Here is a 23483-nt window from a genome sequence, read left to right on the forward strand (position 1 = left end):
ATCGCCTGTGCATCAAGGCAAGGGCCGCACATCGTTATGTGCGGCCCTTGTCCTATTTGGTCTTGTGGGTGAAGACGCCGTCCCAGTCTCCGCCCGGAGGCTCCTCGGCCAGATGGCGGCAGCGATCGATATACATCTCGTAAAGAACCGGCTCCAATCCCTTGGCCAGAAGGTCCGCAAAAACGGTGCTCGCCTCGTCGAAGCGCTGGGCCAGATACAGTTCGTGTGCCCGTTCGTAGGCTGTCAGTTCCTCTTGGCGTTGGCTGGCCTCGTCTGCGGTGTAGGCCGTGTAGATGGTGACGGGCTTCTCCTTGCCCTTGACGCGGACGCTATCGAGAATTCGGAAGCGGTAGGCATCGCCGCAGGCGTCCATAATGGCTTGGCTGACCACCAGTTTCTGGCCGTAATATTTGGTCAGCCCCTCAAGGCGCGAGGCGAGGTTCACGTTGTCGCCGATAAGAGTGTAGTCGAAAAGGTCGGCAGAGCCCATGTTGCCCACGCGGACCCGGCCGCAGTGAACGCCGATGCCTACAGCGATGGGGAATCCGTATTTTTCGACAAAAACTTTGTTCAGGTCGTCAAGGCGATCAAGCTGCTCAAGGGCGGCTTGTAGCGCCTTGAGCTGGTGGTTTTCGATGTCCAGCGGCGCATTCCAGAAGGCCATGACCGCGTCACCGATGAACTTGTCCAAAGTCCCCTGGTGGCTGGTGATGATGCGGGTCATGGGGGTGAGATAGTCGTGCAGGAGATTGGTCACTTGGGTCGGGGTCAGTTTTTCAGAGAGGGATGTGAAGCTGCGTACATCCGAGAACTGGATGGTGATCTCCTTTTCCTGACCGTCCAGGGAGAGGGAGTCCGGGTCGTTCATGATCTGCGAGATGACCGAAGGTGCCAGATAATGGGCAAAGGCGCCGTGGATGAACTTTTTGGCCCGCTCCTCCCGCCAGTATTTGACGGCAGTGAGGAGCAGGAATGTCAGGCCGAGGGTCATGAACGGGTACAGGGGCGAGATGAAGAGGGAGTGTTCGGTATAAAGCCGGACCGTGGCGTACCACATGGCCCAGCCCAGCCCCAGCAGGGGGAGCGCAAGCCATGCGGCCCTGGCCCACATGAGCAGCAGGGTGGTCAGCAGTCCCGCTCCGAGAATCATGACCAGTTCAACGCCCTTGGCCCAGTCCGGGACCACCAGAAACTGTTTTGAGAGAATGTTGTCCACAATGGTGGCGTGGGCTTCCACGCCCGGGTAGCCCGGATCTAGAGGGGTGGCGCGGATGTCCTTGAGTCCCGCTGCCGAGGTGCCGATGATGGCGATCTTGCCGGCCAGCGCTCCGGGTGGAAGACGTTTGGCCAGAACGTCGGATGCGCTGAAATACTGGAATGTCTTCATTCCTCCCCGATAGTTGATGAGCATGCGGCCGCGCTCGTCAGTGGGAATGACCGTGGCGCCCAGACGCACCGACTCCACGCCGATGCTCGACATCTTGAGGACAATGGACTCCATGCCAGTGGCCTCCATCAATGCCGCAAGAGCAAGGCTCGGATAGAATTGCCCGTTCCAACTGAAAAGCAGAGGGACCCGGCGATAGACGCTGTCCTCGTCTGGGGCGATGGTGATGAAACCGCTGCGTCGGGCCGCTTTGGCCAAGATTGGCAGAGGGCAAATGGCTTCCTCGGCCCTGAAGAGCACATCGTGCGGCGATGGGGCACCTGGCGGGGCGAGTACGGCCACCTTGGCCGGGGCGATGGCGCATTCAAGGCTCGGATGCGCCCCTTCCTCGCGCTCAAGCGCTCTGGTCATGAAGTCGAAGCCGAGCACAAAGGGGCCTGTGGCGAGATTGTGGGCCAGAAGTTCGTCATTGTCTTCCAGGGCGGGCGGAAGCCCTTGGACGGCAATGTCGATTTTCATCTCCTCCTTGAGTTGCCTGATCAGCACTCGTGGAGAGGTCCGATCCTCCTCGGCAAACAGAATATCGGTAGCCACCGAGGCAGCGCCGTATGCCTGGAGATACTTGAGCAGCATGGCCATCCGGTATCTTGGCCAGGGAAACTGTCCGAATTCGTTGAGACTTTTCTCGTCGATATCAATGACAACCGGCACATTGGTGGCGTTGGTCTCGTGATGACTGCGCAAATATTGATCATAGACCTTGTGGTCAAGCAGTCGGAGAAACGTCGGCTGAACAATATACAGGGCAGCCATGAGGACAGAGGCGGCAAAGCCGGACACGAACAGAATGCCCTGATCTTTGCCCAGTTTGACTTTCAGGAATGCGAACATGGACCACCCTAGGCTCCCGGAGCGGACTCAAATACATAATGATGCCATATACCGGGAGAAATGTTAATTTTTGTTGCAATGATCTATGCAAACGTATATACTTAGGCAGTTTCTCGGGGCCGTTTGAGAACCTTTTTGAATTTAATTCACCGGATAAGCCCCTCTGGCTGCCCGAAACATACACGCGGAGTTGGGTTTTGAAAAGTCGCCACACGAGCCTTTGTCTTGGTTTCATGACATTTGTTTGTCTTCTTCTCTTCATGGGGTCCGCATCGGCCCAGCAGGAGAGGAACCTCGACATTAACGCCCTATTGCGCGAGCTGGTGGAGACTCACGACCGCGTCAAGGCTGCCGAATCGCAGCTCGAATCGGTCAGGCACCAATACAAGAGGGCGCAGGGAGGCTGGTATCCCAAGGTGGACGCCAAGGCCGAGGGCGGGCGTGAAAACCTGAGCAAACCCCAGGAAAACGAAACCCAGATGAACCGGAACATGCAGAAGCTCACGGCCACGCAACGGCTGTATGACTTCGGCGCGACCTCCGGCTCCATCGATTCAGCGGCCGGCCGGGTGATGGAATACGAGGCCTTGCTCGACCGGACCAAACAGGTGGTCATTGCCTCGGGTATCACCGCCTATCTCCGGGTCGTTCGCTCTCGCGAGCTGCTCAAGTACGCCAGGCGCTCAGAACAGAGCATGATCGAGCTTTCCGGCATGCAGGAAGTGCTGGTGCAGCGCGGGGCAGGGTATTCCTACGAGGAGTTGCAGGTCAAAGGCCAGTTGGCCGGCGCCCAGTCCTATCGGGTCACTCAGGAGCGCGAGGTTCAGATTTCTCTTAACAATTTCAAATCCGTTTTCGGCTTCACCCCAACACAGGAAGAAGTGGACAGGATGAGCGCCATCCCCCTGCCACGGAGGTTCATTCCCGCCTCGCTGGATGAAGCCGTGCAGGTGGCCTTTGACACCAACCCGGTGCTGCTGGAAACCGCCTATACCATGGACAGGCTCCAGGGCGACCTCAAAGCCCAGGAAGCCACCTATTTCCCCCGGTTCGACGCAGTGCTCGAGGGCGAACGCAAGGAGAACGACCAGGGCAGCGCCGGAATCCGTTCCGAGCAGCGCGCCTCGCTGATGATGACCTACAATCTCTTCTCCGGGTTCCAGGATGCCGAGGCAATACGCTCCATCAAATCCGAGATGACCGGCGCCAACCGGACCCTGCTGGACCGTCGCAGGACCGTGGAAGAAAGTGTGCGCAACGCATGGCTAGAACTGACCACCCTGCGACAGAACTCCGATCTTTACGAGAATCAGGCCAACATTACCTGGGAGTTCCTCGGTCTGGTCAAAAAGAAAAAGGCCATGGGGGAAGACGTCAGATTGCTCGACATTCTGGTGGGCGAGCGCGACTACATCTCCTCCATCAGCGCCAAGGTGGCCACTGACATCGACATCATCATTGCCGCCTATACGTTGCTCTACGAAATGGGCGTCATTACCGAGGACACCACGAGAATGTAATGCTGTGGAAACGCGCTCAGGCGCGTTTCGTCGTTTTGTGCGGCATACCGGCAGGCACGGGGAGGGGGCATGCACGAGCTGTTTAGACGCCTTTTCCGATCCAAGCCTCTGGCAGCGCAGATTTTCGTTGCTTCGTTCTTCGTCAATCTCCTGTTTCTCGCCTCTCCCATCTTCGTCATTCAGATCCTCAGCCGCTACATCGGCTACGGGTTCGACGGAACCCTGTACACACTGACCGGGGGCATGCTCATCGCCCTGGTTTTAGGCATGGCCTTCACCGCGATACGCACCCGCATGTGCGCCGTGGTCAGCGAGGAACCGGACCAAAAGCTGCAATCCGCTGTGCTCGATTCCCTGGCCCGGATCAAGGCATCGGCCCTGGAGCGTGTGCCCCAGGCCAGAGTTCAGGAGATCATGGCCGGTCCCCACGTGGTCCAGAGTGCGTATGAGGCCAATCACATCGCGGCTGTGATCGACATGCCGTTTTTTCTGCTCTTCCTGCTGGCCATTACGGCCCTGAGTCCCTGGCTGGGGCTGATCACGCTGCTGGCGGCCATTGCCACGGTGGTGGCCGGACGCATGAGCATGACCCGTACAAGAGCCATGGACAACCTCCTGCGAGAGGAGCTGATACGCCATCGCGGAACTGTCCACTCGGCCATTCAGGGGGCGGAAACCGTCCGCGCCTTCCATGCCGCCTCGTTCCTGAGCAGAATATGGACCGAGCAGGTGGGGCGGCTTATGGACCTCAAGTCTCGCCTCGTCAGCGAAAAAAGCTGGGGACTGGGCATAGTGCAAGGCTTAGGCGCCCTGCTGCGGGTGATGATCTACGCCGTGGGGGCCAAGCTGGTGGTTTCAGGTGATCTGACGGTGGGGGCGCTTATCGGCATCAGCATCCTCTCGGCCAAGGCATTGCAGATTTCCACCAGTTTCATGCAGTCGGTTCAACTCATGGCCCAGGCTGATGATGCCATGCGCATGATCCGCGAGTTCATGAATCTGCCCAGGGAGTCGCCCGGAGGAACGGCCATGAAGCGATTTTCGGGCCGACTGGAGTTCAAGGACGTGGCCATTGCCTTTCCCGGTTCCACAGGGCCGCTTTTCGAATCTTTGAATCTGGTGGTGGAGCCAGGGACAGTCGTGGGCGTTTTCGGGGCAAACGGGGCCGGGAAGACTACCCTGGCAAGACTCGTGGCCGGATTGATCGAACCGGGCCGGGGCCAGATCCTGGCCGACGGGGTCGATCTGCGCCAACTTGCGTCCGAGTGGTGGCGCAAGCAGGTCATGTATATGCCTCAAGAACCGGCCCTGCTCAACGGCACCTATCGGGAAAATCTGATCCTGCTCGACCCCGAAGTGGACGAAGCCCGGCTTAACGAGGTTGTGCGCAGAGCCGATCTGCGCCGTTTTCTGGACACCACGGCCACCGGACTGGACACGCCCGTCACCGAAGGCGGCCGCAGCCTTCCCCTTGGCATACGCAAGCGTCTGGCCATTGCCAGGGCTTTGGTGGCTCAGGGCAGGCTTGCCATCTTCGACGAGCCAACCGAGGGGCTGGACGCCGAGGGCTGCGAGGCAGTCTTTCAGATTCTCAACTCCCTGGCCCGCGAGGGAGTCACCTTGTTCATCGTCTCCAGGGACCCAAATATCGTCAAGGGATACGGCATGGTCATCGACCTCAACTCCAAGCCTGTGCCCAAGATAGGCGTGGTCCAGAAAAAGCCCGTGGCGCCTGAACAGGCTGCGGCAAAATCATAGGCAAACACATGGCAAAGGCTGACGGCAAACACGAGATTGACCGCGTCACACGGACCTTTTTTCACTTGTGCGTGGGGTTTTGCGTCAGTTTTTTTGTCTGGGCTTCCTTCAGTCCGCTGGACATTGTCAGCGATGCCGTGGGCGAGGTCATCCCCAGTTCCCGTGTTAAACGCATCCAGCATCTGGAAGGCGGCATCGTGCGCAGCATCCTGGTGCGCGAGGGCGATCTGGTGGAAACGGGTCAGCCTTTGGTGGAGCTGGAGTCCACGGCCAGTGATTCCACCGTGGGGGAGCTCAGTATCCGCATCAATTCACTTGAGGCCGAGGTAGCTCGTCTTGAAGCGGAATCGCGCTGGTTTACCTCGCCCGCTTCACAGGTCGTTTCTCCATCAGCTGATGGAGAAGAGGAGGAGGGCGAGGGGAAGGCATTCATCCGGCAGCCCGCCTCACAATCCATCGACCCGCTTCAGCCCGAGCTGCGTGTCGATCCCTATGCCGTGAACATTGACTTTTCAGCCCGACTCCTGGCCGAGGCCCCTGGGGTGGCCGAGCAGGCGCGAGAATTCTACGAGGCGCGCCGCGACAGATTCATCAACGACCTCAACGCTCAGCGCGAAAGGATCACCCAGCGCGAGCAGGATGTGCAGGAAATCGTTGTCAGAATCCGCAACCAGAGGCAGAGCTTGGCCTACGTGCGCGAACAGGTCGCCATTAGTGAGGAACTGCTCAAGGACAAACTGACATCGCGTTACAAGCATTTGGGCTTTCTCAAGGAGGAGTCCAATCTCGTCAGCCGAATCCAGGAGGACGAGGCGGCCCTGATCCGGGCCAGATCCGCCCTCTCTGCTGCCTGTGACAGCCTGGAGCAACTGTTCAATGCCTTTAATGAGGAGGTGCAGGATACGTTGCGAAAGTCGCGCCGGGAACTGCTGGAATTTTCTCAACGGCTGCGCAAGATGTCCGACAGCCTGGAGCGCACGGTCATTCGTTCACCGGCCCACGGCATCGTCAAGTCCGTATATATCATGGGCGAAGGTGAGGTGGTCCAGCCCGGCATGACCGTTTTGGATATCGTCCCCGCCGGAGACAAGCTGGTCATCGAGGCCCATCTTCCCTTGGGAGATATCGGCTATGTTCAGCTGGGCCAGGCGGCCACGGTCCGGCTGCCGACAGGTGATGCCCGCATGTACGGCAGCCTTGAGGGCATGGTCACAGGCATCAGCCCGGACGCAATCACCAAGGAGGACGTGGGCACTTTCTACAAGGTGCTTGTGGAGACTGAGAACGATCGGTTCGAGAAGGACGGCCGACGCTATCAGCTTTATCCCGGCATGCGCGTACTTGTGGGCATCAAAACCGGCGAACGCACGGTGATGGAATACCTTGTCTATCCTTACTTCGACACCCTCTACCACGGTATGCGCGAGCGCTAGTCTCCAGTCGGGCGGTTACGTTCGGTGCAGCGTCATTACCCGCGGGGCGGAGTGACTTCGGTGACTCACGCTACCAGGATCCTCGGTGTATTTTCGCAACACAGAGAAAAAAGGTTGCATCAAAAATGCGTCAGGGGGTATAGGTGTGGTAGTCACAAGCGTGTCAGAAAATCACCCAATTTGATTCAGGAGGTTCCAATCATGGGTATTGTCATTGATCCGGATGAATGCATCGGCTGCGAGTCCTGTGTGGAAATCTGTCCCGAGGTCTTCGAGATGGACGACGATGGAGAAAAGGCCATTGTGACCAATCCCGATTCCACTGCAGATTGTGTTGACGAAGCCATCGAAACCTGCCCCAATGAGGCGATCTCCAAGGATTAGCCTGCCCCGACAAAAACAGGAACGGCCCCAGTGGCCGTTCCTGTTTTTGTCATCTCCTCCGGCCACGATTGAATCTCCCGAGGCTCCTCGGTTCATTCTGGCAAAGTCGGTTGCCGACAGGCAGAAGACTGTGCCCCCTTGTTCTGATCATTCCAGTTCAGCTACTCATTTGGAATGGTCTGTGAACTCTGCTTGCAGTCCGTGTGTCTGCCTTCTTTTCAGCAATTATAATAGACCGAAAGTGAACATTTTTCTAACTTAACAACTACAATAGTCTGATTTTTTAATCAATCTTTGAATAATTGGCTCCGTTTCCCGGATTGGCGGCGCACCTGAAGCAGGAGTGAATCGGAACAACTTCTGATGGATGGTACGAAAGATAGTTGCTGGTAAACCGTCTGAGGACAGAGTCGGCTCGCTTGAAAAAAATCTCCCTACAAGAAAGAGTGGCAGGTCAATGGTGATGGTTGCAAAAATGTCATTCAAATGTTGAAAAAATAAATTTGGCGGAGCGTATGTCCCAATGGTGGTCCTTTCAATGTTTTTTCTTTCATAATTCTTAAAGGAGATTGTTATGTCGTTTAAGGATATCTCGCTTAAATTTAAAATAGGTGGAAGCGTATGTCTCGTTGTCGCTGTGATTCTTATCACTAATTCGGCGATAGTAATTTCCAAAACACAAACTATCGCGACCAGTGACGCACAAACCATTGCCGTCCAAATGGCAAATAGATATGGAAACCAAGTTAGGATCAACATAGAAAAAGCACTCGATGCCAGTGTCTCGACAGCAGCGGTCTTTGAAGGAATGATCAAGAACAGAGATATTATCGACCGTAATATCGTTGACGAAATCCAAAGAGCAGTTCTCCTCTCAGATGAAACCTTTTACGGGATTCAATCTTGCTTTGAGCCTAATGGGCTTGATGGCCGCGATGCTGAATTTCACGCCACAGGCGATCCCATGTGGGAGCACATGGGGGGGGCTTACGGAAATTACTGGTGGCGCGGAACCAGCGGCTTGGAAGTGGTCAATTTGACCAAGTACGACTATCCTAACACACGCGCATGGTACAAGGACCCCCGCGACAAGAACGGTCCCAACCTGACCGAACCATATTACACCGAGGTAGCCAAGGTAAACATGGCCACCATTGCTGTTCCGGTCCGGGATAATGGAAAGTTCATCGGCGTCGTCGGCATAGACTTCACCCTTGGAGATTTTCAGAGAATGGTCGAAGATATCAAGCCAATGGGGACCGGCCGCGCCTTTATCGTGTCAAACAAGGGCATGATGGTTGCGCATCCTGATTCTAACCTGATGAATAAACCTCTCGCTGACTCCCTTAACCCTGAGTATGCACGTCAGATCGTCGCAGACATTGAAAATGGCCGGTCGTTTGTCGGCATGCTAACCTTCCCCTTGACAGGGGAGGAGTCCTTGTTCGTTTTCGAGCCGATCCTCATCAGCGGAACCGATACCCCATGGTCCATCGGCATTGTCATCCCTAAGGCAACTGTGCTCGAAAACGCTCGAGAGTACATGTATCTCAGTATTGTCTTGACAATCATCGCCCTACTGATCCTGACAGCAGTGATTTTCTTCATTGTAAAGACCATTACAGCCCCGTTGTCCAAGATAATTCCATTTGCCCGCGAAATTGCCTCTGGCAATCTCGCGGCCAAGCTTGACATTGACCAAAAGGACGAGGTTGGCATCATGGCCTCAACATTGTCTGAAATGGGGAGCAATCTCAGGCAAATAATTGGTGAGGTTCGCGAGATGACCAACAGTGTGGCCACGGGAGCCGGAGAAGTCGCCGCCACTTCACAAATCCTCTCGCAAGGAGCAACAGAACAGGCCGCCTCCATTGAAGAAGTATCTTCAAGTATGGAGGAGATGGCCTCCAACATCAGCCAGAACGCCGACAATGCCAGCCAGACTCACAGTCTCGCCAGCGGGGCGGCAAAACAGGCCGAGGATGGTGGCAAAGCTGTTGCCGAAGCCGTGGAGGCGATGCGCGAGATCGCCGAAAAAATCAGCATCATTGAAGAGATCGCCAGACAGACCAATTTGCTCGCCTTAAACGCGGCCATTGAAGCCGCACGGGCAGGCGAACACGGCAAGGGCTTCGCGGTTGTTGCTGCGGAGGTCCGTAAACTGGCGGAGCGTTCCGGCATGGCGGCAGGTGAGATCAGCCAATTGGCCACGAGTAGTGTCGATGTGGCTGACCGGGCAGGCGAACTGCTTGCCAAGCTCGTACCGGACATCAAGAGGACAGCCGATCTGGTTGCCGAAATCACTGCGGCGAGCAACGAACAGAATATCGGCGCATCCCAAATCAACAGTGCCATTCAACAGCTTGACAGCGTTGTTCAACAAAATGCTTCAGCTTCGGAGGAGATGTCGTCCACATCTGATCAGCTTTCCAGTCAGGCCGAGCAGTTGCAGCAGACGGTTTCGTTCTTCAGTCTCGGGAGCGCCCAGCGCGGTCATCAACCTGCCGCGCAGCCGCCCGTAAAACAGCGGACGCTGCCCAAGCTCCCGACTCCGACCCCCCCCCAACCCATATCAAAGACTGGCGTAGCCCTTGATATGGGCGATAGTTCGGACTTCGAACGATTTTGATCTGATGCAGTGACAAAGCATTGCGCAAGCCTTTTCTCTGGCGGAGAAGGCCGGTGGAAGGACAATCCCCCATATCCGGGGGGCAGATAAATTGAGCCGACAGGCATCGCCCTCGGGAGTGGTATCTCCCGAGGGCGGTGTGCGACATCCCGAATAAGGCCACGTAGTCCGTAAACCAGTCCACCTGAAAATCACCGTAAAGGTTTCCGAAGGACCGGGACAACCTCTCATGCCGTGCAAGCCATGGCCTGGCCTGGCGACATCATCCTCTACGGGTTGCCAGTACCACGCCAGAGAAAATCAGTACGAACCCAAGGCCATGCCAGAGTGAGATGGGCTGGCCCAGCAAGAGATAGGCGGCAAGACCGCTGAAAACCGGCGTCAGGTATTGAAACAAAGACGCCGTCCCCGGCCCGATAAGCGAAACCGCTGAACTCCAAAGAAAAAATGCGGCAAGGGATGCTCCCAGCCCGGTATAGATGGCAGCGCCAACGATGCCCGGGGTCAATTCCCAGGCAGGCTGGAATCCCTGCTCAATGATGGCCGCCGGGATCAGCGGGATCACACCGATGAGAAATGTCACGCCAAGATACGTGAGTTGACTGACCTGCTGGGAACGCCGCTTGATAAGGATGCTGTAGACGGCCCAGAGCAACCCGGCCAGCAGCATGGTCAGGTCCCCTGATCGGAAATTCAGTTCGCGCAGCACGTTAAGATCGCCCCTGGTGGCGATGGCGACCATGCCGCAGATGGCCACCAATAGGCCCAACCACCTGAACGCGCTTATTCTTTCACCCAAAAACAAGCGGGAGAGCAACACGACGAAGACCGGGGTAGTTCCCGCCAGCAGTGCCAGGTTGATCGTGTCGGTGGTCCTGGCGCTCATGTAGATGAGGGTGTTGAAGATCGTTACCCCGGTCAGAGCCGATGCACACAGCGGCAGCATGTTCTCGCGTATGGCTGACCATTCCCGCAGCATCCGCCTAACGACAAAGGGCAGAAAAAACACCGTAGCCGTACTCCAGCGCAGGGCAGCCAGGGTGATGGGCGGCAGATCGTCCACAAAGCCGCTGGCAATGACGAAATTGCCGGACCAGATGATGACTGCGAGCAGGGCGTGAAGAAATCCAAGAGAGCGTGGCTGCAACATGATGGCCGAGTGATAGGGAATCCCCGAATAGATGGCAAGGGGGAATGCTTGTGGACGGCTTGCTTTTCCTGCTCCACGATAAACATCGCGCCTCCTCGCTGGATAATGCGTGGTCATCGTGTACAGTTTTAGTGCTTTTATTCGGCTCGTTGGTTAATGCTAAAGAATGATGAAGAGCTGAATTGTCGTGTATCGGACTTTGTTTTATAATGTTAAATGATCAATGGTTATGGATGAAATTATTTCATACGTCACAGGTATGTAATGCGCGTGGCGTTACGATTGGTGGTTTTGATATGGGAGCTCGCGATTGCCATGGAATAATATGGTTATTACACTTGTCTTTGTGAAAAAAGGGGCATACGGTTTTTGTAGGATAGGACACAGTGGTCATATGAACAATTGTCGATTCGTTGTGAAAACTTCAACCGTCAAGGAGGGCTGTGGGGCGGGTCGGCGAAGGTGGCCAAGGTCTGTTGTTTGTTGAATCAGTATGAGTATCAAATCGATAGGAGGATTCCCGTGGATTACATTCTGCCTTGTGGGTTGTTGGTGGCAGTGGTGGCTTTCGGTGTTTTCTTTTTTTTGAAGCAGGGATCCAAGAAATGATGCGGCAAGGACATCCTTGAACCGAAACCGCCGCCTCGCAGATCATGTGGGGCGGCGGTTTTGATTGATGGTCAGGGTGCGAGTCAGGCGGTGATCCCTCTGTCTGCCACGATCTTGGAAACAGCGGCAGAAAAGTCGGGAAAGATATTATCCTCGCCGACGAAGGCTTCGGTGCCCATGCGCCGCATCACAAGACGGGTTCGATCGTTCACGCCCGAAAGCATGACGAGAATGCCGAGGGATCTGGCCCGCCGAATGACCGTTTCCAGGGCTTCCAGGCCGCTTGCGTCCATCACGGGTACATTGCGCATGCACAAAACGAGAATTTTTGGCCTTTTGCGAGTGAAATTGAGAACGTCCACGAAACGCTGGGCAAAGCCGAAGAAAAGCGGGCCGTTGACCTCGTAGACCACCACCTGCTCGTTGCCGCTCAGTTCGTCGTGGGTTTCTTCTTCGGGTAGGCCGGAGTCGATGTCCGTGATGTCCGAAAGTTCGCTCATGCGCTTCATGAAAAGCAGCGCGGCCAGGACCACTCCCACCTGCACAGCCACCGTGATGTCCACGAAAACCGTCAGCCCGAAGGCGATGATCATAACGCTTGAATCGGACTTTGGAGCCCGGAGCAGACGGCGGACCTTGTGCAGTTCGGACATGTCCCAGGCCACGATCATCAGCACGGCCGAGAGGCTGGCCAGCGGAATCCGCGAGGCCAGCGGCGTACAGACCAGGATGAAAAGGAGCACGGTCAGCGCGTGGATGATGCCGGAAACTGGAGAGTAGGCACCGGAGCGGATGTTGGTGGCGGTGCGGGCAATGGCTCCGGTGGCCGGGAGTCCACCGAAGAGGGCGCAGCCGATGTTGGCCACGCCCTGGGCCACCAGTTCAGTGGAGGGGTTGTGTTTGTCGCCGCTCATGCCGTCGGCCACCGTTGCGCTGAGCAGGGATTCGATGCCGGCCAGCAGGGCGATGGTCAGGGCGTCGGGCAGAATGTCGGCCAAGCTGAAGTCGAAATTCCAAAACGGCGTCATTGACGGCAGGGATGAGGGGATGCCGCCAAAGCGGCTGCCGATGGTCTCGGTGTCGATGTTGAACGCGAAGCAGGCCAGGGAGGCCAAGACAATGCCCACGATGGGGGCCGGGATGCGAGGCGAATAGCGTCGCACGGCCAACATGCAGCCCATTGTCAGTACGCCGATACCCAAGGTCGGCAGATGCAGCGTGGCGACGTTGTCGAAGCAGGCCCTGGCGATTTCCACGACCCCCGAGGGCGAGGCGGGGAAAGTGAAGCCGAAGAAATCCTTGATTTGGGTGATGAAAATGATGGTGCCGATGCCTGTGGTGAACCCAGCCGTGACCGGATAGGGGATATACTGGAGCAGGCGGCCCAGGCCGAACAGGCCCATGACAACCAGGATAAGCCCGGCCAGGATGGTGGCGACCACGAGCCCTTCATAGCCGTGGCGGGCAATGACGCCGGAGATGATGACAACAAAGGCTCCGGTGGGCCCGCCGATCTGGAAGCGGGTGCCGCCAATGGCAGAAATGATGAATCCGGCGATAATGGCTGTTGCCAGCCCGGCCTGGGGCGTGGCCCCAGAGGCGATGGCAAAGGCCATGGCCAGCGGCAGGGCGACGATGCCCACGGTTACGCCCGCGGCAACGTCCCTGCGCACTCCGGCCATAGGGTAGCCGTCTTTCAGGGATGAAAAAAGGGTCGGGAGACCATAACCACATTTCTTGATGTACGATACCATTGAGAAAACTCCATTACGGTGATCTCTCCGTGGGGCACAGTCGGTGGTTTTGGAAAGAAACCAGAGGCTGGAGGCTCGCGCGGAACAGCGAGTTAGACCGCTCAATGACAGAAAAGTCAACCCAAAAAAGGATATTGAAAATTGATCGATTGGGCCGGGTTTACACAATAATAAAAAAAGGACTTCGGGCTGCTGCCGGAAGTCCTTTTTCATTCAGTGGCGGAGAGGGTGGGATTCGAACCCACGTACGGGCTGTTAACCCGTAACTCGATTTCGAGTCGAGCGCGTTACGGCCGGACTTCGCTACCTCTCCGTTTGTGACGGCGCGAGTGCGCCGACGTGGAAACGGGTTATAAACAGACTCGGCGCGACTGGCAAGAGGTTTTGCCAATCGCGCCGAACCGCTTGGGAATGCTGCCGCCGGAATCGAGGTGCAGGCGACAGGGTCGAGGTCCGCCCGTATCAGGGGTGAAGCGGACACACTGGGGTTCAACACCCCTTTCATAGCACGAATGAAATTATTGTAAAGAAAATCAGTTATTTCAGATCGTCGTGGTGGGGAATTGACAACGCGGGCAAGGGAGGGCACGGATCAACTCTTTCTTCTTTCAAGGAAAAATCGCTTGAGCAGGGCGGAGCATTCTTCGGCCATTACCCCTTGGACAGTCCACATGCGATGATTGGCAAAAGGCAGGGCGCGACCGTCGAGGTTGGAGAGCACGGCACCTGCACGGGGGTCAAGGGCGCCCATGATCACACCGGAAACCCGGGCGTGGAGCAGGGCGCCGGTACACATCAGGCACGGCTCCAGGGTCACGGCCAGAATGGTGCCGGGCAAGCGGTAGTTGCCAAGGAGAGCCGCAGCCTGACGCAGGCAAAGGATTTCCGCGTGGGCTGTGGGATCATTCAGGACAATGGGTCGGTTGTGCGCCTTGGCAAGCAGGGTGCCGTCCGGGGCGAACAGGGCGGCCCCCACGGGCGATTCGCCTTCGCGGGCCGCAGCACATGCCTCGGCAAAGGCCGCTTCCATGAGTGAGCGCCACGTTGTCCCGGCGGGCGGATCGGGCACTGCAAAGGACATTGACTACCTGTCGTGAAGATGGCGAACGCCCGCTTCCAAAAGCGCTAGCCCCAGCGGGATGGCGGGATCAGTGCCGCGAGTCCAGGAGGGGTGGTTGGTCGGGTGGTTGTAGGCCTCGGGATGGGGCATCAGGCCAAGGATACGGCCCGACGGATCGGTCAAACCGGCCACGCCCAGGGGGGAACCGTTGGGGTTGGCGGGATATTCCTGGGTCGGCTCGCCCGTGGAAGGGCTCACGTACTGGACGGCCACGAGGTTGCTGTCGAGAATAGCCTGGAAGGTGGCGTCGTCCATGGGGATGATCTTGCCCTCGCCGTGACGCACGGGCATGTCGATGAGATCAATACCTTTAGTGAAGACGCAAGGCGAAGCCGGATTGGTCCGCAGACGCACCCAGCGATCCTCAAATCTCCCGGAATCATTGTGGGAGAGGGATACCTGACGCTCGAAATAGCGGCCGCCCACAGCCGGGAGCAGACCGAGCTTGCACAAAAGCTGAAAGCCGTTGCAGATGCCGAGGAGGATACCGCCGGAATTGAAAAAGGTCTTGAGCTGGTCAAGAACCGGCGAGCCGTCGGCGGCGTTGGCCCAGCGCCAGCGCAGGGCTGCTGCCTGGGCCGCGCCCAGGTCGTCGCCGTCGAGAAAACCGCCGGGGCAGAGGAGGTAGTTGTAGCTGTCCATGCGTACATGCCCGGCCACGAGATCAGAGAAATAGACGATGTCGGCGTTGTCTGCGCCGGCGGCTTTCAATGCGTAAGCGGACTCGTTTTCGCAGTTTGTGCCGTATCCCGTGATAACGAGGGCGTTGACGCGAGCCATGAAATTCTCCTCTTGCTGTTGACTTTGTTGCTGTACCCTGCAAAATTTGCGAAGCAGTTTTTGCTGGGCTGGAACATACGTGTCCCGGACTTCGCAGTCAACATGGACGGCATATGGGATTACCCGTTCAATTTCCTTACAATTCAAGCATAACCAAGGGGCTTTTTGGCATATGAAAACCAAGTTCATATTTATTACTGGTGGTGTTTTGTCCTCCTTGGGCAAGGGGTTGGCCGCCGCTTCCATCGGGGCGCTGCTCCAGGCCAGAGGACTCAAGGCCACCATCCAGAAGCTCGACCCCTACATCAACGTGGACCCCGGGACCATGAACCCCTTTCAGCACGGCGAGGTCTACGTCACCGACGACGGCGCCGAGACCGACCTCGACCTTGGCCACTACGAGCGCTACCTTGGCAAGGCACTCAGCCAGCAGAACAACTACACCTCCGGGTCCATCTACTACTCCGTCATCCAGAAGGAGCGTCGCGGCGACTACCTGGGGGGAACGGTTCAGGTCATTCCGCACATCACCGACGCCATTAAGGAGGCGGTGATCGGTCTGCCCACCGACGAGGACGTGGCCCTCATCGAGATCGGCGGCACTGTGGGCGACATTGAGGGCCAACCCTTTCTGGAGGCCATCCGCCAGCTCAAGAACGACCTGGGCAAGGAGAACGTCCTCTACATCCACCTGACCCTGGTGCCCTACATCAAGGCCGCTGGCGAACTGAAGACCAAGCCCACCCAGCATTCTGTCAAGGAATTGCGCAGCGTGGGCATCCAGCCCGACATCATCATCTGCCGTTCCGAGGTGGAACTTGATGATGACCTCAAGCGCAAGATCGCCTTGTTTTGCGACGTGGATCGCGATGCGGTCTTCACTGGCGTGGACGTATCCAACATCTACGAGGTGCCGCTCCGGTTTTACGACGAGGGGGTGGACCAGAAAATCGCCATCCTGCTCAAGCTGCCCGCCAAGAACGCCGAGCTTGGCCCCTGGGAGCGGCTGGTGGACAAGCTCAAGAATCCCGGCGGCTCGGTGCGCATCGGCATCATCGGCAAATACGTGGATCTGACCGAAGCCTACAAGAGTCTGCACGAGGCCCTGATCCACGGCGGCGTGGCCAATGATGTCAAGGTGGAACTCGAATATGTCAACTCCGAGAAGGTGACGACCAAGAACGTGGAAAAGAAGCTCAAGGGCCTGGACGGTATCCTGGTGCCCGGTGGCTTCGGTTCACGCGGGGTGGAGGGCAAGATCCTGGCCATCCGCTACGCCCGCGAGAACAAGGTGCCGTTCTTCGGCATCTGTCTTGGCATGCAGTGCGCGTGCATTGAGTTCGCCCGCAACGTCATCGGCCTCGATGGGGCCAACTCCGAGGAGTTCGACCCGCAGACCCCGCACAACATTATCTATCTCATGAAGGAATGGTACGACTTCCGTACCAAGAAGACCGAGACCCGGTGCGAGGAATCGAACAAGGGCGGCACCATGCGCCTTGGCTCCTATCCTTGCAAGATCAAGAAGGACACTGTGGCCTATTCTGCCTATCAGGCCGTCAACATCGACGAACGCCACCGCCATCGCTTCGAGTTCAACAATCAGTTCATTGACCAGTTCGTTGAGCACGGCATGGTTCTTTCGGGCACCGCGCCGGATGAATCCCTGGTGGAAATTGTGGAGTTGCCTGACCATCCTTGGTTTTTGGGTTGCCAGTTCCACCCGGAGTTCAAATCCAACCCCATGAACCCTCACCCCTTGTTCCGGGAGTTCATCAAGGCGTCCAAGAATGAAAAAATAAGCAAGGACAAATAGTTGACTATCAGAGATCTTTATGGGGCCAGCCGGTCCGGCCCCTTTGTCCTGGCCGGGCCGTGCGTCATCGAAAGCAGGGAGATCACCCTGAGGACGGCGACCGCCCTTGCCGCCGTGGCCTCGCGTCTTGCACTGCCCCTGGTCTTCAAGAGTTCCTTTGACAAGGCTAACCGTACGGCTGTGACAAGCTTTCGCGGACCAGGCATGGAAGAAGGGCTGGCCATTCTGGCTGAAGTCAAAGACGAGACAGGTCTGCCCATTGTCACCGACATCCACAGCCCCGAACAGGCGGCAAGGGTGGCCGAGGTGGCGGACGTGCTCCAGATCCCCGCTTTCCTCTGTCGACAGACCGACCTTCTGGTGGCTGCGGCCAAGACAGGGTGCATCGTCAACATCAAGAAAGGCCAGTTTCTCGCTCCCTGGGACATGAAAAACGCCGTGGACAAGGTCCGCGCCTCGGGCAACGAACATATCTGGCTGACCGAGCGGGGCTCCACCTACGGCTACAACAATCTGGTGGTGGACATGCGCGCTATCCCCGAAATGCGCAAATTCGATGTGCCCGTGATCTTCGACGCCACCCATTCTGTGCAATTGCCGGGCGGCTTGGGCGCGGCCTCGGGGGGACAGCGCGAATATGTGCCCGTGCTGGCTTCTGCGGCCGTGGCCGCGGGAGCGGACGGTATCTTTCTCGAAACCCATCCAGACCCGGACACCGCCCTGTGTGACGGCCCCAACAGTCTGCCTCTGGATCGCGTGGAACTTCTGCTGCGTCGGCTCAAGGCCATATGGGAGCTGGCCGATGCGTGATGGCGTCATGGAGCGTGCCAGCCGCATCCGCCTGCTGGTGCTTGACGTGGACGGCGTGCTGACCGACGGCGGGCTCTACTATGGCGCCGAAGGAATGGTCATGAAACGGTTCAACGTCCAGGACGGATTCGGCATCAAGCTGGCCCAGTCCGTGGGTGTTGAGGTGGGGGTCATCACCGGCCTGGACCAGCCCCCGGTGGCCAGCCGGATCAGGGAACTGGGCATCACCCACTACTACCCAGGAAACCATGACAAACTGCCACATTTCCTCGAGATATGCGAGAAGGCCGGTGTTGAAACGTCCGAAGCCGCCTTCATGGGCGACGACTGGATTGATCTCGCGGTCATGCGCGAAGCCGGGCTGGCCTTGAGTGTGCCCAATGCCATGCCCGAGGTGCTTGAGGCAGCCCACTGGGTGTCGGTCCGTCCCGGCGGACATGGGGCTGTCCGCGAGGCCGTCGCCTTGATCCTGCGCGCCAGAGGACTCGAGGACAGCACACTGAAGCAGTGGGCAGGGTAGATGAAAGGGCGTCCCGGATTATTGCTCATCACGATTTTTCTGGTCGGTCTGCTGGCGGGCATTGTCATCAAGGCCGCCTTCTTCACCGAGCAGATCGTTGAGCCAACGACCGTCCAGCCTGTGACGGAAAAATCCCGGACCCAACTGCTTGACGAGGCCGATATTACAGCCGAGGACATTGAGCTGGTGCAAGGCAAAAAAGGGGCAATGACCTGGAAGCTGCTGGCCACCGAGGCCAAATACAACCAGGAACGCAAGCTGGTGGGCGTGACCCGGCCACAGCTCTCCGCCTATTTCGGCGAGGAGCGTCAAGAGGTGTACGTCAAGGCCGACAGGGGAGAGGTGGATCAGCCCAACGACAACCTGACCCTGTTCGACAACGTCACCGGGCGGTTCGGGGTCATGGCCCTCGACGCGGCGCATCTTGATTATGTAGGGGCCATAGACAAGGTGTATCTCAAGGGGGGCGTGACCGTACGCCGCCCGGACATGACGCTCACGGCAGCAGCCGTGGAGATAGACATGGTCAGCCTCGACCTCAAGGCGGCCGGCGGCGTCGAGGCGCTGTTCGCGCCCAAGGGATTTGACACGAGTCCGTTTCAGGACCAGGGCAGGGAGTAAGCATTTGATAAATATGACACGATGGCTCATTGCTGCGGCCTGTCTGCTCGCCTTTATTTCCCCGGCCTTCGGGGCCGATTGGGGCGAGGTGCGCGAGGCTGCAAGCAATCTCAACGTGCGCGAGGCCCGCTCTCCGCGGAGCGAGCATGTGCTCACCCTGACCAAGGGGCAGCGCGTCAGGGTCGATTTTCCCAAGGACGGCTGGTATGCGGTCTTTGACCTCACCGAGGCCGAGCGCGACGAAAGCCGCGCCCTGGGCTATGCCAATGCTAGGTTTTTGAGCCCTGTGGAGGGCAAAGCCTTGGAGGTGATCGCGTCCCCGTCGGCCGGTGCGCCTCTGCCCGGCGCTACGGACACCGCCCAGACAACAGACTCCGGCCCGGCCCGGGGCGAGGGCTCGGTCAAGGCCCCGGCCGCCCCGACCCCGCCTGCCCCCATCCAGGTGGGCGTCGATCCCAGCCGGGTTCCTGTCAAGATCACCTCGGATCGCATGACCTATGACGAAAACAGCAGGACTGTCACCTTTATCGGCAATGTGGTGGCCGTGCACGGAGAGCTGACCCTTTGGGCCAACCGGCTTTCGGCCTTTCTTTCCTCAAGTACCGGCAAACAGTTTTCCGTGGACGGCATTGAGCGCATCGTGGCCGAAGGGACCGTGCGGGCCAAAAAAGGCAGCACCGAGGGCACCTGCGGCAAGCTGACATATTTCGTGGAGGATCAACTGCTTCGCATGGAGGATGATCCCATGCTCCAGGACGGCCCCAACAGCCTGACCGGCGAGGTGATCAACTTCCATGTCCGCGAGAATCGCAGCGAAGTGGTGGGCGGCAAGGGCAAGCGCGTTAAGGCCATCTTCCTGACCCCCGAAAAGATCAAGGTGCAGTAGATGCCGGACGGACTTGTCGCAGCCAACCTCTCCAAACGCTATGGCCAAAAGGAGGTGGTGCACGGTATCAACCTTGAGGTGCACCGTCGCGAGGTGGTCGGCCTGCTCGGTCCCAATGGGGCAGGCAAGACCACCACGTTCTACATGCTGGTGGGCATCGTGAAGCCCAATACAGGCCATGTTTCCCTTGATGGCGAACCACTGACCGACAGGCCCCTGCACGAGCGGGCCCGCATGGGCGTGAGCTATCTGCCCCAGGAGAGTTCCATTTTCAAGAAACTCTCGGTACGCGAGAATCTCCAGATAATCCTCGAGCAAACGGATCTGCCCCCCGCCGCCCAACACAAGAGGGCCAACGAGTTGCTGGAAATGTTCACCATTACCAAGCTGGCGGACCAGGCGGCCATGTTCCTCTCGGGCGGTGAGCGCCGCAGGCTCGAAATAGCCCGAGCCCTGATCATGGATCCCAAGTTCATCCTGCTCGACGAGCCCTTCGCTGGCATCGACCCCATTGCGGTTATCGACATTCAGGAGATCATCTCCGTGCTGAAGAGCATGGACATCGGCATCCTCATATCAGATCATAATGTTCGGGAAACACTTAACATATGTGACAGAGCCTATCTCGTCTACGAGGGCACGGTCATCCTTGAGGGCAGCCCCGAAGAGATCGTGCAAGACAGTCGCGCCCGTCAGATATATCTGGGTGAGGACTTCCGCCTCTAAACGTCTTTTTTCCCCTTGCATCCGTTCTTGGCGATTTACAGCGGGGTGAATCGTTGGTACACTTTTTTCATGCCGATAATCCTATCTGAATAATGCAAGCTTGTCAGATGGTTATCAGGCAGATATTGCTTCCTGCTTTGATGTGTGGCAGGGTTGAAAGCAGGAGTTGAATGGATCGGTGAAAAAAACTGTCGCGAACCCCCGGCGCGGAGCCATGTGGAGCCCGCGCCGAGAGGTCTAGAATATGGGATTGGAACTCAGGCAGCAACTCAAGCTTTCCCAGCAGCTGGTCATGACACCGCAGCTGCAGCAGGCCATCAAGCTCCTGCAGCTCTCCCGCCTGGAACTGCTCGAAACCGTTCAGCAGGAGCTCATGGAGAATCCCTTTCTCGATGAAGCCGAGGTGGAAACCGAGATTCGCGAGCCCGAGAAACTGACCGAATCCCAGGCCGAGGAGGAGCTTGTCCGTACTGCGGATTGGGAAAACTACCTCGGTGAGTTTTCGAGCACTTCCAAGCAATCCACGGCCCGCGATCTGGAGGTTCCCGAAGAAGGGCTGTCCTTCGAGGCCCGGCTGGCCTCAAAACCATCGCTGGAAGGTCACATCGGCTGGCAGATGCGGCTTTCCGACTTCACCGAACGTGAGTTGTCCATCGGCGAGGTGATTGTCGGCAACCTTGACCACAATGGGTATCTCCAGGCGTCAGCAGAAGAGATGGCGGCCATGGCCGAGGTCGCGCCCGAGGAAGTGGAGTCCGTCGTCCTTCGGGTTCAGCGGCTCGACCCGGTGGGCATCGCTGCGAGAACCCCGCAGGAATGTCTGCTGGTCCAGATGGAAGTGCTCGGCTTCGACGACCCCATCCTGGTTTCCCTGGTCCGCGATCATCTGGAAGACCTTGAAAAGAACCGTTTCAAGCCTCTGGCCCGCAAGTTCAAGATTTCCATGGACGATCTCAAGTCGTACATTGAGCTTTTGCAAACCCTCGACCCGATGCCCGGGTCGCATTTCTCCAGCACCGAGCCGCATTATGTCAGCCCCGATGTCTTCGTTTACAAATACGGGGACGACTTCGTCATCATTCTCAACGAGGACGGACTGCCCAGGCTGCAGATGAACTCCTATTACATGGAAACCATGCAGGGTGCCAGAAACAAGGAGAAGGACTACTTTCAGGAGAAAATGCGCTCGGCCGCCTGGCTGATGAAAAGCCTGTACCAGCGGCAGAGAACATTGTACAAGGTAGTGGAGAGCATTGTCCGCTTTCAGCGTGAATTCTTTGAGGAAGGTGTGACAAAACTCAAACCTCTGATCCTCAAGGAGGTGGCAGAAGATATCGAGATGCACGAGTCCACTGTCAGCCGCATCACCACCAGCAAGTATGTGTCCACCCCACACGGCATCTTCGAGTTGAAGTTCTTCTTCAACAGTGCGCTGGACCTCAACGACGGCTCCCAGGTGGGCTCGGAAAGTGTCAAGGCGCTCATCAAGCAGATGATCGCCGCGGAGGACCAGAAAAAGCCCCTGAGCGATGAGCGTATCGGCGAGATTCTCCAGGAAAAACTGGAGGTGAACATCGCCAGGCGCACGGTTGCAAAATACCGTTCCGCCATGGGCATTGCCTCGTCCTCCAAGAGAAAGCAGTATTTCTAAGGCAGGCTTTCCACACATTCAACCAGGAGGAATGTATGAACATAAGCTTCACTTTCAAGAACTTTGAGCCGTCTGATCATCTCAAGGGATATGCGCAGAAGCGCTTTGAAAAGGTGGGCAAGTATGTTTCCGACGCGGAGGCCGACCTCCAGGTCAACCTGCTGGTGGACAAGTTTCGTCACAAGGCTGATATAATCCTCAATGCCGACGGTATCCACATCTCGGCCTATGAAGATTCCGAAGACATGTACTCGACCATCGACATGGTCCTCGACAAGCTGGAGGCACAGCTGCGACGCATGCGCGAGAAGATGAAGGATCGCAGCAGGCAGGCCCGTGGCAACAAGGTCCAGATGAACTTCATTTCCTATGAAGGCAAGGCGGGAAAACCCGGCCCGACCATTGTGGGAACCGACACATACGAACCCAAGCCCATGTCCGTTGACGAGGCAGCCCTGCAGTTGGACTCCCTCGACAACGAGTTCCTCGTCTTCCGCAATGCGGAGACCGAGGGCGTCAATGTCATCTACAAGCGCAAGAACGGCGACTTCGGTCTGATCGATCCTGGAAATTAAGCATGAAACTCGGTGATTACCTGGACAAGGATCTTGTCCTGTACGATCTCGTCTCCGGCTCCAAGCCGGAGGTACTCGCGGAACTCCTCACCCCGGTGGGGGAGAAATATCCTGAAATGGACACGGACCATGCGGTCCGTGTCCTTCTTGATCGCGAAAACCTGGGCACCACGGGCATAGGCGACGGCATTGCCATCCCCCACGGCAAGCTCGAAGACTTGGAACAGGTCATTGTAGTGGTTGGCAGGAGCGTTTCCGGCGTCGAGTTCACGGCGCTGGACCACAAACCATGCACCATCTTCTTTCTCGTACTCGCCCCGGAAAAAGTGGCCGGCATGCATTTGCGTATCCTCGCCCAGGTTTCACGCGTCCTCAAGGACGAGGCTTTCCGTCGCGAATTCATTGGGGCCGAGGACTTCGAGGCGCTTTGGAAGCTCCTCGAAGAGGTTTAGACCGCCCGGAG

Annotated in this window: 19 protein-coding genes and 1 tRNA gene; 14 read left to right on the forward strand and 6 right to left on the reverse strand. The window is 57.5% G+C overall.

What is annotated here, in order from left to right; translation table 11 throughout:
• Positions 1–52: 52 nt before the first annotated feature.
• Entirely contained in the window at positions 53–2278 is a 2226-nt protein-coding gene (locus GKC30_RS11050) for a CHASE2 domain-containing protein (protein WP_155934797.1), read from the reverse strand.
• 233 nt (positions 2279–2511) lie between these two features.
• Between GKC30_RS11050 and GKC30_RS11055 the strand changes: the two genes are divergently transcribed.
• The 5 genes from GKC30_RS11055 to GKC30_RS15030 all read left to right on the forward strand — a co-directional run bounded on the left by GKC30_RS11055 (position 2512) and on the right by GKC30_RS15030 (position 10002).
• Positions 2512–3798, forward strand: a complete 1287-nt coding sequence (locus GKC30_RS11055) for a TolC family protein (protein ID WP_155934798.1) — start codon at positions 2512–2514, stop codon at positions 3796–3798.
• Positions 3799–3867: 69 nt separating this feature from the next.
• Complete coding sequence (locus GKC30_RS11060; protein WP_155934799.1) at positions 3868–5556, forward strand: peptidase domain-containing ABC transporter; 1689 nt, start codon at positions 3868–3870, stop codon at positions 5554–5556.
• Between the two features lie 8 nt (positions 5557–5564).
• Positions 5565–6989 carry an HlyD family type I secretion periplasmic adaptor subunit gene (locus GKC30_RS11065; protein WP_155934800.1) on the forward strand — a complete coding sequence of 475 codons (1425 nt, stop codon included), beginning with the start codon at positions 5565–5567 and terminating at the stop codon, positions 6987–6989.
• 201 nt (positions 6990–7190) lie between these two features.
• Entirely contained in the window at positions 7191–7373 is a 183-nt protein-coding gene (locus GKC30_RS11070; protein WP_155934801.1) for a ferredoxin, read from the forward strand.
• 574 nt (positions 7374–7947) lie between these two features.
• A complete protein-coding gene (locus tag GKC30_RS15030; RefSeq protein WP_155934802.1) occupies positions 7948–10002 on the forward strand; it encodes a methyl-accepting chemotaxis protein in 2055 nt (684 codons plus the stop codon).
• A gap of 262 nt (positions 10003–10264) precedes the next feature.
• Here GKC30_RS15030 and GKC30_RS11080 read toward each other — a convergent pair whose 3' ends face one another.
• From GKC30_RS11080 to GKC30_RS11100, 5 genes are all read right to left on the reverse strand, one after another.
• Positions 10265–11152, reverse strand: coding sequence for a DMT family transporter (locus GKC30_RS11080; protein WP_155934803.1), 888 nt, complete (start codon positions 11150–11152; stop codon positions 10265–10267).
• A 692-nt stretch (positions 11153–11844) separates the two neighbouring features.
• On the reverse strand, positions 11845–13515 hold the full coding sequence (locus tag GKC30_RS11085; protein ID WP_155934804.1) for a SulP family inorganic anion transporter: 1671 nt from the start codon (positions 13513–13515) through the stop codon (positions 11845–11847).
• A gap of 217 nt (positions 13516–13732) precedes the next feature.
• Positions 13733–13828: transfer RNA gene (locus tag GKC30_RS11090), tRNA-Ser, on the reverse strand.
• 279 nt (positions 13829–14107) lie between these two features.
• The gene (locus GKC30_RS11095; RefSeq protein WP_231117138.1) at positions 14108–14596 is read right to left on the reverse strand and encodes a nucleoside deaminase; all 489 of its coding nucleotides are present in this window, start codon (positions 14594–14596) and stop codon (positions 14108–14110) included.
• A 3-nt stretch (positions 14597–14599) separates the two neighbouring features.
• Entirely contained in the window at positions 14600–15415 is an 816-nt protein-coding gene (locus GKC30_RS11100) for a phosphoribosylformylglycinamidine synthase subunit PurQ (RefSeq protein WP_155934805.1), read from the reverse strand.
• A gap of 172 nt (positions 15416–15587) precedes the next feature.
• Between GKC30_RS11100 and pyrG the strand changes: the two genes are divergently transcribed.
• The 9 genes from pyrG to GKC30_RS11145 all read left to right on the forward strand — a co-directional run bounded on the left by pyrG (position 15588) and on the right by GKC30_RS11145 (position 23472).
• Positions 15588–17231: a CTP synthase gene (gene pyrG / locus GKC30_RS11105; RefSeq protein WP_155934806.1), complete on the forward strand. Its 1644-nt coding sequence runs from the start codon at positions 15588–15590 to the stop codon at positions 17229–17231.
• Positions 17232–18041 (forward strand): 3-deoxy-8-phosphooctulonate synthase, encoded by an 810-nt coding sequence (kdsA, locus tag GKC30_RS11110; protein WP_155934807.1) that lies wholly within the window; start codon positions 17232–17234, stop codon positions 18039–18041.
• The gene (locus GKC30_RS11115; protein WP_155934808.1) at positions 18034–18561 is read left to right on the forward strand and encodes a KdsC family phosphatase; all 528 of its coding nucleotides are present in this window, start codon (positions 18034–18036) and stop codon (positions 18559–18561) included. Before kdsA ends, GKC30_RS11115 begins: the two co-directional genes overlap by 8 nt.
• The gene (gene lptC, locus GKC30_RS11120; protein ID WP_155934809.1) at positions 18562–19182 is read left to right on the forward strand and encodes an LPS export ABC transporter periplasmic protein LptC; all 621 of its coding nucleotides are present in this window, start codon (positions 18562–18564) and stop codon (positions 19180–19182) included.
• A gap of 13 nt (positions 19183–19195) precedes the next feature.
• Positions 19196–20068, forward strand: coding sequence for a lipopolysaccharide transport periplasmic protein LptA (lptA, locus tag GKC30_RS11125; RefSeq protein ID WP_155934810.1), 873 nt, complete (start codon positions 19196–19198; stop codon positions 20066–20068).
• The gene (gene lptB, locus GKC30_RS11130) at positions 20069–20794 is read left to right on the forward strand and encodes an LPS export ABC transporter ATP-binding protein (RefSeq protein ID WP_155934811.1); all 726 of its coding nucleotides are present in this window, start codon (positions 20069–20071) and stop codon (positions 20792–20794) included.
• Between the two features lie 244 nt (positions 20795–21038).
• Positions 21039–22445, forward strand: coding sequence for an RNA polymerase factor sigma-54 (rpoN, locus tag GKC30_RS11135; protein WP_155934812.1), 1407 nt, complete (start codon positions 21039–21041; stop codon positions 22443–22445).
• A 35-nt stretch (positions 22446–22480) separates the two neighbouring features.
• Complete coding sequence (gene hpf / locus GKC30_RS11140) at positions 22481–23020, forward strand: ribosome hibernation-promoting factor, HPF/YfiA family (RefSeq protein WP_155934813.1); 540 nt, start codon at positions 22481–22483, stop codon at positions 23018–23020.
• A 2-nt stretch (positions 23021–23022) separates the two neighbouring features.
• On the forward strand, positions 23023–23472 hold the full coding sequence (locus tag GKC30_RS11145) for a PTS sugar transporter subunit IIA (protein WP_155934814.1): 450 nt from the start codon (positions 23023–23025) through the stop codon (positions 23470–23472).
• Positions 23473–23483: the final 11 nt, after the last annotated feature.

The sequence above is a fragment of the Pseudodesulfovibrio alkaliphilus genome (assembly GCF_009729555.1).
Classification (GTDB): Bacteria; Desulfobacterota; Desulfovibrionia; order Desulfovibrionales; family Desulfovibrionaceae; genus Pseudodesulfovibrio; species Pseudodesulfovibrio alkaliphilus.

Bases quoted from the DNA above. Each gene is read 5' to 3' on its own strand.
- GKC30_RS11050 (WP_155934797.1), bottom strand. From the start codon at position 2,278: ATGTTCGCATTCCTGAAAGTCAAACTGGGCAAAGATCAGGGCATTCTG.
- GKC30_RS11055 (WP_155934798.1), top strand. From the start codon at position 2,512: ATGACATTTGTTTGTCTTCTTCTCTTCATGGGGTCCGCATCGGCCCAG.
- GKC30_RS11060 (WP_155934799.1), top strand. From the start codon at position 3,868: ATGCACGAGCTGTTTAGACGCCTTTTCCGATCCAAGCCTCTGGCAGCG.
- GKC30_RS11065 (WP_155934800.1), top strand. From the start codon at position 5,565: ATGGCAAAGGCTGACGGCAAACACGAGATTGACCGCGTCACACGGACC.
- GKC30_RS11070 (WP_155934801.1), top strand. From the start codon at position 7,191: ATGGGTATTGTCATTGATCCGGATGAATGCATCGGCTGCGAGTCCTGT.
- GKC30_RS15030 (WP_155934802.1), top strand. From the start codon at position 7,948: ATGTCGTTTAAGGATATCTCGCTTAAATTTAAAATAGGTGGAAGCGTA.
- GKC30_RS11080 (WP_155934803.1), bottom strand. From the start codon at position 11,152: ATGTTGCAGCCACGCTCTCTTGGATTTCTTCACGCCCTGCTCGCAGTC.
- GKC30_RS11085 (WP_155934804.1), bottom strand. From the start codon at position 13,515: ATGGTATCGTACATCAAGAAATGTGGTTATGGTCTCCCGACCCTTTTT.
- GKC30_RS11095 (WP_231117138.1), bottom strand. From the start codon at position 14,596: ATGTCCTTTGCAGTGCCCGATCCGCCCGCCGGGACAACGTGGCGCTCA.
- GKC30_RS11100 (WP_155934805.1), bottom strand. From the start codon at position 15,415: ATGGCTCGCGTCAACGCCCTCGTTATCACGGGATACGGCACAAACTGC.
- pyrG (WP_155934806.1), top strand. From the start codon at position 15,588: ATGAAAACCAAGTTCATATTTATTACTGGTGGTGTTTTGTCCTCCTTG.
- GKC30_RS11115 (WP_155934808.1), top strand. From the start codon at position 18,034: ATGCGTGATGGCGTCATGGAGCGTGCCAGCCGCATCCGCCTGCTGGTG.
- lptC (WP_155934809.1), top strand. From the start codon at position 18,562: ATGAAAGGGCGTCCCGGATTATTGCTCATCACGATTTTTCTGGTCGGT.
- lptA (WP_155934810.1), top strand. From the start codon at position 19,196: ATGACACGATGGCTCATTGCTGCGGCCTGTCTGCTCGCCTTTATTTCC.
- lptB (WP_155934811.1), top strand. From the start codon at position 20,069: ATGCCGGACGGACTTGTCGCAGCCAACCTCTCCAAACGCTATGGCCAA.
- rpoN (WP_155934812.1), top strand. From the start codon at position 21,039: ATGGGATTGGAACTCAGGCAGCAACTCAAGCTTTCCCAGCAGCTGGTC.
- hpf (WP_155934813.1), top strand. From the start codon at position 22,481: ATGAACATAAGCTTCACTTTCAAGAACTTTGAGCCGTCTGATCATCTC.
- GKC30_RS11145 (WP_155934814.1), top strand. From the start codon at position 23,023: ATGAAACTCGGTGATTACCTGGACAAGGATCTTGTCCTGTACGATCTC.